Annotated in this window: 14 protein-coding genes and 1 riboswitch; of the genes, 10 read left to right on the top strand and 4 right to left on the bottom strand. The window is 33.2% G+C overall.

Annotation, left to right across the window (positions count from 1 at the left end; translation table 11 throughout):
• Positions 1–116: 116 nt before the first annotated feature.
• Positions 117–292, top strand: a riboswitch (Lysine riboswitch).
• A 125-nt stretch (positions 293–417) separates the two neighbouring features.
• The 7 genes from CLORY_RS03210 to CLORY_RS03240 all read left to right on the top strand — a co-directional run bounded on the left by CLORY_RS03210 (position 418) and on the right by CLORY_RS03240 (position 6,604).
• Complete coding sequence (locus tag CLORY_RS03210) at positions 418–1,872, top strand: amino acid permease (RefSeq protein ID WP_079422080.1); 1,455 nt, start codon at positions 418–420, stop codon at positions 1,870–1,872.
• A 239-nt stretch (positions 1,873–2,111) separates the two neighbouring features.
• Complete coding sequence (locus CLORY_RS03215; RefSeq protein ID WP_079422081.1) at positions 2,112–2,651, top strand: biotin transporter BioY; 540 nt, start codon at positions 2,112–2,114, stop codon at positions 2,649–2,651.
• On the top strand, positions 2,648–3,058 hold the full coding sequence (locus CLORY_RS03220; RefSeq protein ID WP_079422083.1) for a DUF1284 domain-containing protein: 411 nt from the start codon (positions 2,648–2,650) through the stop codon (positions 3,056–3,058). Before CLORY_RS03215 ends, CLORY_RS03220 begins: the two co-directional genes overlap by 4 nt.
• Before the next feature lie 280 nt (positions 3,059–3,338).
• Positions 3,339–3,734 (top strand): hypothetical protein, encoded by a 396-nt coding sequence (locus CLORY_RS03225; RefSeq protein WP_079422084.1) that lies wholly within the window; start codon positions 3,339–3,341, stop codon positions 3,732–3,734.
• A gap of 153 nt (positions 3,735–3,887) precedes the next feature.
• Complete coding sequence (locus CLORY_RS03230) at positions 3,888–5,504, top strand: thiamine pyrophosphate-binding protein (RefSeq protein ID WP_169911509.1); 1,617 nt, start codon at positions 3,888–3,890, stop codon at positions 5,502–5,504.
• Positions 5,505–5,529: 25 nt separating this feature from the next.
• Entirely contained in the window at positions 5,530–5,988 is a 459-nt protein-coding gene (locus tag CLORY_RS03235; protein WP_079422087.1) for a hypothetical protein, read from the top strand.
• A gap of 151 nt (positions 5,989–6,139) precedes the next feature.
• A complete protein-coding gene (locus CLORY_RS03240) occupies positions 6,140–6,604 on the top strand; it encodes a GreA/GreB family elongation factor (RefSeq protein WP_079422088.1) in 465 nt (154 codons plus the stop codon).
• 29 nt (positions 6,605–6,633) lie between these two features.
• Here CLORY_RS03240 and CLORY_RS03245 read toward each other — a convergent pair whose 3' ends face one another.
• Positions 6,634–7,386, bottom strand: coding sequence for a DeoR/GlpR family DNA-binding transcription regulator (locus CLORY_RS03245; RefSeq protein WP_079422090.1), 753 nt, complete (start codon positions 7,384–7,386; stop codon positions 6,634–6,636).
• A 144-nt stretch (positions 7,387–7,530) separates the two neighbouring features.
• On the opposite strand from CLORY_RS03245, the gene CLORY_RS03250 reads away from it, so the two are divergent.
• Positions 7,531–8,139, top strand: a complete 609-nt coding sequence (locus CLORY_RS03250) for an HAD family hydrolase (RefSeq protein WP_341456629.1) — start codon at positions 7,531–7,533, stop codon at positions 8,137–8,139.
• An 11-nt stretch (positions 8,140–8,150) separates the two neighbouring features.
• Positions 8,151–9,398 (top strand): sn-glycerol-1-phosphate dehydrogenase, encoded by a 1,248-nt coding sequence (locus CLORY_RS03255; protein WP_079422092.1) that lies wholly within the window; start codon positions 8,151–8,153, stop codon positions 9,396–9,398.
• Positions 9,399–9,521: 123 nt separating this feature from the next.
• On the opposite strand, the gene sstT is transcribed toward CLORY_RS03255, so the two are convergent.
• Positions 9,522–10,754, bottom strand: a complete 1,233-nt coding sequence (gene sstT / locus CLORY_RS03260; protein ID WP_079422093.1) for a serine/threonine transporter SstT — start codon at positions 10,752–10,754, stop codon at positions 9,522–9,524.
• A 193-nt stretch (positions 10,755–10,947) separates the two neighbouring features.
• Here sstT and CLORY_RS03265 point away from each other — a divergent pair, with 193 nt between their 5' ends.
• Complete coding sequence (locus CLORY_RS03265; protein WP_079422094.1) at positions 10,948–11,919, top strand: D-2-hydroxyacid dehydrogenase; 972 nt, start codon at positions 10,948–10,950, stop codon at positions 11,917–11,919.
• A gap of 175 nt (positions 11,920–12,094) precedes the next feature.
• On the opposite strand, the gene CLORY_RS03270 is transcribed toward CLORY_RS03265, so the two are convergent.
• Entirely contained in the window at positions 12,095–12,838 is a 744-nt protein-coding gene (locus tag CLORY_RS03270) for a LytR/AlgR family response regulator transcription factor (protein WP_079422095.1), read from the bottom strand.
• Positions 12,839–12,863: 25 nt separating this feature from the next.
• Positions 12,864–13,034 carry a hypothetical protein gene (locus tag CLORY_RS23185; protein ID WP_169911503.1) on the bottom strand — a complete coding sequence of 57 codons (171 nt, stop codon included), beginning with the start codon at positions 13,032–13,034 and terminating at the stop codon, positions 12,864–12,866.
• Positions 13,035–13,050 lie beyond the last annotated feature (16 nt).

Below are 13,050 nucleotides of genomic sequence, written 5' to 3' on the forward strand. Positions count from 1 at the left end.
AATTCTACCTCAGGCCCCCTAGTGGTAGAATTATTTTAAGGAATATGCTTTGATTTTCTTAAAAAATAAGTTTACTTAATCTTAAATATAGTGTATATTAAGACGCGTAAGTGAATAACTAAGGTAGAGGCGCAAAGTTTAAAAGTAAAACTGTGGAGATAAGCACTATGAAACGGTTCGAAAGGAAATTTTGCCGAAGTGTACAGCTAATGCTTTAATGCTGTAGCACTGGGCTTGTATAGAATATGTACAAGACTGTCACAAAGTGTAATTGTGGAGAGCTATCATTGTTGTGGAATTAATGCATATTATCCTATTAAATACATGCTTAATACCCTGAGTGTAGCCTCAGGGTATTTTTTTTACTCGACTTAGTTAGTTCGCTTATCGGAAATATAACCGATAAGGAGGAGACAAATGGATACTACAAGAGGAAAAAATACAGACTCACGTGGAGTTAAAAGAAGTTTGCAGGCAAGACATCTTAATATGATTGCTATGGGCGGAGCTATAGGTACCGGAATATTTTTAGCACTTGGTGCAACAATTAAGCAGGCAGGTCCCGGGGGAGCACTTGTTGCTTATGCTTGTATAGGAGTTATGGTTTATTTTTTAATGACTAGCTTAGGAGAAATGGCAACCTTTATGCCTGTATCAGGATCATTTGAAACCTATGCTTCAAAGTTCGTTGATCCGTCCTTTGGATTTGCACTTGGTTGGAACTACTGGTACAACTGGGCTATTACAGTTGCGGCTGAAATGGTTGCAGGTGCACTAATTATGAAATTTTGGTTTCCTAATGTGCCTGCTATCATCTGGAGTGTTTTATTCCTTGCGATAATAGTTTTTCTAAATCTATTATCTGTGAAGGCTTATGGGGAGTCTGAATACTGGTTTGCAGGTATTAAAGTAGTTACTGTAATTGTGTTTTTATTAATAGGTACTGCAACTATTTTAGGTATATTAGGTGGTCATAGAATTGGGTTGCAAAACTTTACTATTAAAGATGCTCCATTTGTTGGAGGAGCAAAATCTATTTTTATGGTGTTTTTAATTGCAGGTTTCTCCTTTCAAGGAACAGAACTTGTTGGTATAGCTGCTGGAGAAAGTGAAAATCCTAAGAAGACCATACCTAAAGCAATCAATACAATCTTTTGGAGAATTATTGTTTTCTATTTAGGAACAATATTTGTAGTAAGTGCTATAATTCCTTATACGCAGGCTGGAGTTAATACAAGTCCATTCACACTAGTATTTGAAAGAGCTGGTATAGCAGCCGCAGCATCACTTATGAATGCAGTTATCTTAACTTCAGTATTATCCTGTGGAAACTCAGGAATGTATGCTTCAAGCAGAATGCTGTATGCAATGGCAAAGGAAGGAAAGGCACCTAGCTGGTTGGGAAAGCTTAATGCAAGAGGAGTTCCAGTAAATGCATTACTATTAACTACACTTATAGCATCGGCTTGTTTCTTGACTGGAATTTATGCTGAAAGTACTGTTTATGTATGGCTCGTTGCGGCTTCAGGGCTTGCAGGTTTTCTTGCATGGGCTGGTATAGCAATATGCCACTACCGTTTTCGTAAAGCGTATGTTGTTCAAGGACATGATTTAAATAAACTTGTATATAGAGCGAAATTATTCCCACTTGGTCCAATGATGGCATTAACCTTATGTATAATTGTCATTTTAGGTCAGGGTTTTAGCTATTTTGAGGCTGCTAAAATTGATTGGAGCGGAGTAATATCTTCCTATATAGGATTACCGATCTTCTTGGGTTTATGGATTGGATATAAAAAGAAACATAAAACAAAGGTTGTTAACTTACAGGAAATTAATTTTGATATAGAGGATAATAATTCAGAAGAATAAACTTATTGACTGTAAAATTGTGTATTCTTTGTTTTAATTTCTGATTGTGCTGATTAAATAAGCTGGAAGTTATTTTTATAAAATAATTCCCAGCTTATTAATTCTTAAGGAAAAAATGTTCAATTTACTACTGTATAGTTTCTGCTTACATAATTCTATTGACAGTTGCAAGTAAGTGGCTATAATTAAATTGTAAACCTATATTATAATTATGGTTTACAATAAGGGGGGGAAAAAATATGAAAATATCAACAAAGGATTTAACATTATGCGGACTTTTTGCGGCAATAACCTGTGTTTTAGCTCAGATATCTATTCAGCTGCCATTTAGTCCGGTGCCTTTTACATTGCAGGTTATGGCTGTTTACTTAGCTGGAGTAATATTAGGAGGTAAAAGAGGCTTTATATCACAACTTGTCTATGTAGCTTTAGGGGCAATTGGTGTGCCTGTTTTCGCTAATTTTACGGGAGGAGCTAGTATCATTTTAGGTCCTACAGGTGGATTTGTTATAGCATTTCCTTTTATGGCTCTTATTGCCGGATACTCTACAAATAAATATAAATCAAAGATATATATAGTAATAGCAATGATAATCGCTCTTCTATTTTGTTATATCTTCGGCGCTGTATGGCTTTCAGTGATAGGAAAAATGTCTTTCACCTCAGCACTTAAGGTCGCAGTTCTGCCATTTATACTCTTTGATGCAGTAAAAATTGTTATTGTAGCCATAATTGGTCTAAACGTTAGAACTAGGATTGTAGTAGGTGGTTTATCATGATAAAACTAAGACCGCACCATATTATGTGTTTTCAGGGTTACGAGGGAAAAGGGTATAGTCAATCATTCGTTCTTAATATGAACAGGATACATAAAGAGCTTAATGAGAAAGCTGGCCTTAAAATTAAAATTGTTTTTTCCACGGATGATGTGTGTAAAAAGTGTCCTAATAAGCTATCGGAAAATTACTGCAGCTCCAATGAAAAGGTAATGAACTTGGATAGTAAGGTAATCCGTTATTTGAGATTAGAAGAAAAAATATATACGTATGCTGAGCTTGTAGATAAGTTAAGTCTAAGTATAAACGGAAAAATTATGGACGATGTCTGTGGAAAATGTGAGTGGTACAAAACAAGTAAGTGTAGGGCTAATATTTTGAATTTAGCTAAAGGAAAAATAGAACTTTAATCATAATTGAAGCAGCCGAGGTAGTGTGCAATCATTTTTTACTTTTAATTAAATTATGTGTTTTACCAATTGTAGATAGTTTTTCATAGATATCAAAATATGCATGTGTGACAAAAAATTACATGTTATGATAATAAACCTATAAAAAGCTTAATAATCAATAAAAATAATAAAATTACATGGGATAATTGGAATTATTTAAAAAATCATGTATAATTATGACATGACATATCATACAATTGATATTCAAAAAATACATAAAGTAAAGGTGGTCGTCAAAATGATGGAAATTAAAGATCCTCAAGGTTTATATGAGATTAAGGTTGATTTGGAAAGAAGAATAGTGTATGAGAACCATTTTAAGGGCCTATTCACAATTGAAGCTTTACAAAGAATGGACAAGGATTACAAGGAAAAAGTAATACCTGCGTTGGGTGGAAAGAAATGGGCTAAATATTGTGATATGAGAAATTATCAATTGTCTAACATTGTAGATGAAATGAACACTCATCTTCAATATTGTATTGATCATGGATTAGAACATGCAGCTCTTATTGTTGAGAGTGCTGTTGTCAAAATGCAAATGAATAGAACTGGCAGAAATACGCCTGTACCGCCTAATGCATTTACAGATGAAAAAGAAGCAGACGCATGGTTAAAGTCTGTAGGTCATTAATAGTAAAAAGAGAATATCTCATTAAGAGATATTCTTTTTTTACTAAAAATAGTTAAACATTTACTTTAATTCAAAAGTATTCTTAGATAACATTATAGAAAGTTCAAAATAAATTATATTATATGATATAGAACATAAAGGGAGATGGAAATATTGAGAATATCCGATGTAATAGTAAAATTATTGGAAATTAATGGTGTTAAATATATATTTGGTATACCTGCAAGTACGTTTGCAGGAATTAATGATGCGTTGAATGATAGTGACATAGAATATATAATTACTAAAAATGAGGCAGGTGCTTCATATTCTGCTTCTAAGTACGCTGATCTATCTAAAAAAATAGGGGTATGTCTTTTAGCAGGTGGAGTAGGAGTAAGTAATGCTATAAACGGGATAAATGACGCTAAAAGAAACAAAGTACCTATGCTTATCATATGCGGTGATACGAAGAGAGCTTTTAATGGCAAGGGTGCCATACAGGAATTAGACAATGAAAAAATGGTAAGTTCTATAACAAAATATGCTAAAAATATATTGAATGAGGACGAGGCAGTTTCTGAAATTGAAAAAGCTATTAAAATTGCTATGACGCCGCCTTGCGGACCTGTTTTAATTTCAATACCTTTTGATGTGCAATTAGCAGAATTTAATGGGAGAATTAATAATCAAAAAATACATATTCAATCAATTGAATGTGATGATGAAATGTTGCATGAAGCTATAAAAGAGATTAATAGTGTTAAACATGGAATTATTTTAGTAGGAAAAGGAGCAAGGGGACTCGGAGAAGAAATAAAAAGGTTAAGTAGAAAATTAAAATGGCCTATTATCTCGACACCTAATGCAAAAGGGGTTATTAATACCGACTTTGATTATTATATAGGAAATTACGGGTTTTGTTCAGCAGATGGAGCAGTTGAATATATAGAAAAAGGGCAAATAGATTGTTTGTTAATTTTAGGCTCTTCATTAGGACAAACAGCTACAAGAGATTTTAATGATGTGCTTGTTAGAAATAAGAAGGTTATAAGAATTGATTGGGATAGACAGGAATTTAATAAAGTATTTAATGAGGATATATCTGTATATTATGATCTTAAAAAAGCAATGCCAATCCTCCATGAAAGCATTGCAGCAAAAGAATGTGTGTTTAAAAAGCCAATAGAAAACAAACCATATGTTAAAAATCACACTGGAATATCTTTAAGGTTATTTTTTGAGAAAATGCCGGAAATTCTTCCTAAAGATACTTGTATAATAGGTGATATGGGAGATTTCTTTAATTACATATTTAAATATATGCCGGTTACTAATGGAATAGATTATTTGACAAGTATGAATTATGCGTGCATGGGAACTGGAATTGCAGGAGCAATGGGTGCATATTTAGCAGATACTAGTAAGACGTGTGCAGTAGTGGCAGGGGATGGAAGCTTTTATATGAATGGTGCAGAAATACTTACTGCTAGAGAGTATAACATGCCGATAATATACTTCATCATAAACAATGCAATGCTTGGACTTGTAAGAAATGGTTCGAGAGTATTTATGGGCAGACAGTGTAAGGGAAAAGTTGAATTTAAAAGAAGTAATATAGCCTCAATTGCACAAGCTATGGGAGTTGATAGTGTAGTAATCAATTCTGTGGATGAAATAGATAGTATAAAACATTTGTTTGTAGATAGAAAGTCTCCGCTGGTTGTTGAAGTTGTTACAGACGGTACCGAAGTGTTCATAGATACAGATAGAATAAAAAAAGTAAACTAATTTTAAAAGATAGAAGGAAAATAATATGAAAGTATTTAGTGAGCTGAAAGAAAGGTTAAAAGAAATAATTAAAGTAGATGAATTTGCATATCTTACTGTAAAAGATGAAGTTCAGGCATTTGCTTTTTATAAAGCAGATTCTGAGTTATTTAGTTTAGCTGAGTGGAAGAAGTTTCATCAGGAAGATTACCCTACTATAATAGCAAAATCACCTGTTCTTGTAGATTTAGTAAAAAACAAAAAATATGTTGCAGTAGAAAATACTCATGCACTAGAAGTGCCTCAAAAAGAGTTCCAAATACTAAATATATATAGCATATATTTATTCCCAGTGCTGCATAACAATTTAGTTGTTGGATTCGTAGATATTGCGTATATAGGAGATTATTATATAATTGATAAAGGTACACTGGATAAAATTCAGTGTTTAGTTTGTGAGTATAGTGAAAAGATATTGCAGACAGTAGAAGAATACAGTAAATAAGTTTTATGCGATGAGCTGGTGTTTATTTAGAAAACAGAAAGGCTATGCAAATTCTAATTCTCAAGTAAAGATGTTGAATAAAGAAACTTTATTTTTTTTCTGAATGCTATATAATATTAGTATAATATATCTGATGGAGGTTTAGACATATATGAATAACAGACTGACAGAAGAAAATATAAATAAGTTAAAAGAAGAATTAGAATATAGAATGACTGTAAAGAGAGCAGAAATAGCAAAAGAAAAAATGATTGCTGCTGCACATGGTGACAGGTCAGAAAATGCAGAATATAAAGAAGCTTGTGCTAACTATAGAGAAAATGATAATAGAATACAATATTTATTAAATATGATTTCAACTGCAACTGTAATAGAAGATGAAAATATAGACAAGTCGGCATTAGGAGTTAATAGTAAAGCTAGAATCAAATTTATTGAAGATGAATATGAAGATGTTATTTCATTAGCAACTACTATGGATTCAGATCCAGAAAATATGTGCATAAGTATAGAATCGGATTTGGGAAAAGCCTTAAACGGTAAAAAAGTTGGCGATATAGTTGAAGTCAATGCACCAAGTGGACAATACAAAGTAGAAGTATTAGAAATATTGTAAAATATATTAATATTTAAACTAGGATAAATTTAATATAAATAAGATATATGATTGAATTTACCAGTAAAAGAGTCAGGAAGCTTCTTCTCTGAGACTATATAGTTAACATCCGAAATGTTTGCTACCCTGTAAGGAGCAGTTGAGGAAAAGCGATTATAAGGACATAAAAATACTTTTTCTTTTGAATGGGACAACATTTTTTTTCGAATGGTTGTCTCATTTTCATTTGTATCAGTAATAATACCCTCTTTTGACAGAGCAGAAGATGTGAAAAAGAACATATCTGTATATATATTATCCAGCATTTCAAGAGCAAAGGAACCAGTTGTAATTACATCATTACAATCAGAAACCAGACCACCTATACAATATACTGATATATGTTTAGAAGCAAGGAGATGTGCTAAACTAATATTGTTTGTAAAAACAGTAAGATTCATATCAGAAGTTAGAAAGGTTGAAAAATTTATTGCTGTCGTTGAGCTATCAATAAAAATAGAAGTGCCATGTTTTATGAGGTTTGATGCAGTTCTTACTATAGCAACTTTCTCACGTCTATTTTCTTGAAGTCGAATGGAAAAGGGCGCCATGCCAGGTTGAGCAGAAAGTAGAGATACTCCGCCATGAGTTCTTTTAACTAATCCTCGATTTTCCAGATTCGTTAAATCTCTTCGAATGCTTGAAGGACTGATAAAGAGCTTTTGTGATAAATATTCTACGGTGGCATATGAAGTTTCCTTTAAAAGTTTCATTATTTCATTCTCTCTCTGAATATTGCTCATGAACAATGCTCCTTTTCATCTGTGATGTGCTCATATCTGATTATTTTTCATAATCAACGCCAGCTATTGACTATATGAGCATTATTTAATATTATACTCTCATAAATAGCAATTAGAAAGGAGATTTTCATTATAAAGAACATAATATTTGACGTAGACGGCACCTTATGGGATACAACGGAGGTTGTAGCTAAAGCTTGGAATAAGGCAATAGCAGAAATCGGTGGAACATCGACAAACGTAACCTCTTTTATGTTAAAAAAAGAATTTGGTAAGACAATGGATACAATAGCAAATAATCTGTTCAATGATGCCAGCGAAGAAAAAAGAAACTTAATAATGCAACGATGCTGTGAATATGAACATGATGCCTTGAGAGAAAACACTGATAATTTGTTGTTTCCTAATGTAAAAGAAACTATACAGAAACTTTCAGAAAAATGTCATTTGTTTATTGTAAGCAACTGCCAATCAGGATATATTGAATTATTTATGAAGAAGGCGGAAATCGAAAAGTATATTACAGACTATGAATGCTTTGGAAATACAGGTAAAGGTAAAGGAGAAAATATTAGGCTTGTTATAGATAGAAATAATTTAAAAGATACTATATACGTTGGAGATACTCAAGGAGATTATGAGGCTACTTTACTTGCAAAGGTTCCATTTGTATATGCAAAATACGGTTTTGGAAGCGTTGAAAACTGCTATGCAGCTATCAATGAGATAACTGATCTTTTGAATCTACGTTAGGGGGAGAAAGTATGCAGATAGAATTAGATCGTTTTCTAGGAAAATGCAGCTGCGGACACACTCATTCTATATCTGTGGAAGGTATCTATATTGAGCCAAATGCCTGCAGATATTTGGGTGAACTTTTGCAGTCGTATAAACATCCTGTTTTTATTTGTGATTCAAAAACTAAAAAAGCCTCAGAGGAAGCTCTAAATAAATACTTTAAAGAGAATGAAGTTGTTGAATTATCAGGAGAAGGAATACATGCAGATAATCAGAATGTTGCCCGTTTATCTGAAAGGTTAAATGATGAAGCAGATATTTTTATTGCTGTGGGTTCAGGAACAATTCATGATTTGACTAGATATGTTGCGTTTCAAAAAGGAATTCCTTTTATATCTATGCCTACAGCTGCAAGTGTTGATGGGTTCGTTTCTACTGTTGCGGCTATGACATGGAATGGATTGAAAAAGACTTTCCCTGCTAAAGCACCAATTTTTGTGCTAGCGGATACTAATATTTTCAGTAAAGCTCCATATAGATTGACTGCATCTGGAATATCAGATTTAATGGGAAAATATACAGCTTTAACTGATTGGAAAATATCACATATGATTACTGGTGAATATTTTTGCTCTAGAATCTATGATTTAGAAATAGAAGCGGTTAGAGAAGTGGAGAGTATATTAGGGGAGATAAAGTCAGGAAATGAAGAATGTATGGAAAAACTTATGTATGCACTGCTTCTTTCTGGTTTAGCAATGCAGATGATAGGAAATTCAAGACCAGCATCTGGCGCAGAGCATCATATTTCTCATCTGTGGGAGATGAGCGTAATTAATGAACCTATTGATGCGCTTCACGGTGAAAAAGTATCAGTAGGCCTGATTATGTGTTTGGAAAAGTATGGACAGATATTAAAGGCTATTGAAAGCGGAAAATGCAAGATAATAGATAACGCTGAATTTGAGACAGCACTACTTAAAGAATCTTTTGGAAAAAAAGGTTTATATGAGGGCATTCTTGAGGAAAATGGTGATAATTTATTAAAATCTATTAATCTGAGTAGATTGAAAAACCAGTTACCAGCTATTGCTGCGGAACTTAGAAAATTACCAGGATCAGATGAAATGGAAGAAAAGTTAAATAGAACGGATTGTATAACTTCTATGCAGGAATTGAATTTGCCCGATATTAAAGAATTGACACTAACATTGAGTCCATATGTACGAAGAAGGTTAACCTTGATGAGAATATCGAAACTTTTCAGTATATAAGTTTTAATTTTATCACTTCCTTTTTTAGTAACTACTCTTTTGATAAAGAAACCGGCTTAGCGCCGGTTTTTTATTAAAAAGAATAGTTTTATGAGTTATGAAGAATCAATATATAAAGTTCAGCTAATTATTGATAATAATTTCTTTTCCTTCTTTACGGCGCTGAGCGAATTCAGCAGTTGCTGTGAAAAGTACATCTGTTGATGAATTAATTGCAGTTTCAAAGGAATCTTGCAGAACACCTATAATAAAACCAACGCCAACTACTTGCATAGCTATATTGTTCGAAATTCCAAAAAGGCTGCAGGCTAATGGAATCAATAATAGTGAACCACCGGCTACACCTGAAGCTCCGCAAGCGGCTACTGCTGACAGAATGCTGAGAATGAATGCAGTAGGTATATCCACATGAATACCAAGAGCATTAACTGCCGCAAGTGTTAAAACAGAAATAGTAACGGCTGCACCAGCCATATTAATAGTAGCACCTAATGGAATGGATACAGAATAAGTATCCTTATCAAGGCCTAGTCTCTCACACAAGCTTATATTTATAGGAATATTGGCGGCTGAACTTCGAGTGAAAAATGCTGTAATTCCACTCTCCTTTAAACATTTAAATACCAGTGGGAATGGATTTTTGCGAATGTTTATATATACAATAATCGGATTGACAACAAGAGCTACAAAAAGCATACAACCAATGAGAAGTATTAATAGCTTTCCGTAACTAAGCAAGGAAGCTAATCCGTTTGTCGCAATAGAGTTAAATACTAGGCTCATTATTCCTAATGGAGCGAAGTTTATAATCCATTTAACTATTAATGAGGCTGCATCTGAAAAATTAGCAAGTATCATTTTAGTATGGTCAGAAGCATTTTTTAATGCAAAGCCGAATAGTATTGCCCAAGACAATATACCGATATAGTTACCGCTGTAAAGTGCTTTTACCGGGTTGTCGACTATGTTTAATAACAGTGATTTAAGAACTTCAGTGATACCATTAGGAGGAGTTACGTTTTCAGCACTCATAGATAGCGTTAAGCTTACAGGAAACAGAAAACTTACAATAACCGCTACTAATCCAGCTGAGAATGTTCCCAGAAGATAAAGTACGATGATTGATCTCATATTGGTTTGATGTCCGCTCTTATGCTGAGAGATGGCTGACATAACTAAGAAGAATACCAATACAGGTGCAATTGCTTTTAATGCACCTACAAATAAAGAACCCAAAATCACAACTGGTTTTGCTGTCTCTGGAACCGTTACAGCTAAGATAATACCTACAATCAAGCCGATGATAATTCTTTTTACTAGGCTTAATTGATTCCACTTATTCATTAGTTTTTTCATGTTTTTCCCCCTTGAGTTAAGATAGAAACGAAACAATGCAGTTTTATTTTGTATATAATTAATGAAATGTTTGAACTAAAAGAATGGAACACAGATATTTTAGCACGAAATTTGTCGAATGTGAAGTGAAAGATTCAGGTATTTATATTGGTAATTGTATAGTATAATAAATATTTAAAGGAAGTGATAGTAGATGAGAATTTTAGTTGTAATCCCATTTAACGAACATGAAAAAGAACAACTTGAGTCAAAGATGCCAGAGGCTGAGTATATTTTTATAACGCCTGGGGAGATTACTCAAAATATTGTAAAGAGTTCAGATATAATTATTGGAAATGTTCCGCCTCAATATATAAAAGAAAGTACAAAGCTTAAATGGCTGCAATTAAATAGTGCAGGTACAGATGGATACTGCGAATCAGGCGTAATTACTAAAGGGGCATATCTTACAAATGCTTCGGGCGCGTATGGACTTGCTATATCTGAACATATGTTAGGAATGCTGCTTGAAATTAAAAAAAAGCTGAATTTATATTATGTAAATCAGAAACAGCATGTGTGGAAGGATGAAGGAAATGTCACTGCAATTGAGGGAAGTACTACACTAGTTGTAGGACTTGGTGATATTGGAGGAAATTTTGCTAGAAAAATGAAGGCCCTTGGAAGCTATACAATAGGAATAAAGAGAACTGAAGGAAAGAAACCGGAATATGTTGATGAACTGTACACAATGGAGACCTTAGACACTCTTTTGCCTAAAGCTGATATAGTTGCACTATGCCTTCCAGGTACAAAGACTACTTATCATTTATTTACTAGAGACAGATTTAACTTGATGAAGAAAGATGCTGTTATTCTTAATGTGGGAAGAGGAAGTTTGATCTGTAGTGAGGATTTATGTGATGCGCTAGAAAATAGAATCATTAGTGGGGCAGGTCTTGATGTAACAGAACAAGAACCATTACCTGCCGAACACAGGTTGTGGGATACACCGGGAGTTGTTATTACTCCACATATATCAGGATATTACCATCTCCCAGAAACTTTGAGGAGAATAGTTAATATAAGTATTGAGAATCTTGAGCATTTTAAAAAGCAGGAACCATTAAAGAATATAGTTAATTTTGAAACGGGCTATAGGATGAAGAAGGAAGAAAAAGAGTAAAGAGTAAAGAGTAGAGAGAAAAGAGAAAAGTGAAGGAAGAAATTCTGCTATGCAGAATTCTACTATAGTTTCTCATTTTTCATCACTAATTTATTAATTATTTTATGTTCAAAGGGAGCTCCAATATTAAGGAAAAAGTATATTAAAAATAGATGTGGCGCGTCAGCTACATCTATTATAAGCTAAAAATCTTTTTTATCTCTTCATACTTTTCATGTGTAAGCAAAGCGTCTTTTTCTGTATCTTTAAGCTTAACTACGTAGGTCCATCTCCCATAAGGATAAATTTTTGTAATGGAAGATAGATTTATGATATAAGATTTATGGCTCCTAAAAAATTGTGACTTATCAAGTTTTTCCTCTATGTCTGATAAAGATATTGAGGTTACGAAGCTATCTGTCTTTGTATATATGACAGTAGTACTTTCTTCACGTTGTACTAAAATAATTTCCTTTGTATCCACAAAACTTATACCTTCTTTATTTTTTATCATAAGCCTATCTAGGCCTTTTTCGTGTTTTATTATTTTATCAATATTGTCTTCAAAGCTAGGCCTATTAATTCTTTTAATTCTATCTAGAGTCTGCATTATTCTTTCTATTTTGAAGGGTTTAACTAAATAATCGAAAGCATAAAGCTGAAAAGCATCAGACATATATTCTTGATGAGCCGTAGCAAAAATAATAATTGTCTTTGGATCTATGTCCGTCAATAGCTTAGCACAGTCAATCCCGTTACATCCTGGCATTTCAATATCAAAGAACACCACCTCAGGATGGTGCTTCTTGAAGACACTTATAGCTTCTTCACCATTATCCGTATCACCAACAACCTCAAAACCGCCGGATTTTTCTAACACCTTACTAATTACGGTTCTCATTCCTTTTTCATCATCCACTATAAGCACTTTTATATTCATAGAAAAAATCTCCTAATCCTAATACTTAATATCGTCTTCTTTTTCTGGTTTTACTTTTAGGTTTGCTAACTATTTCTGAAAGTATGATTGCCTGCTGCAGTCTAACTGGAGTAAGTTCCTGTGCAATTGAATCTATAACACCCTGAGGATTTGCTGAAGTATTTTGCTGCTTATTAAGATCATCATTATTTCTCATGAATCTCACTCTCCCA

This window comes from Clostridium oryzae (assembly GCF_002029235.1).
Lineage (GTDB): Bacteria > Bacillota > Clostridia > Clostridiales > Clostridiaceae > Clostridium_AE > Clostridium_AE oryzae.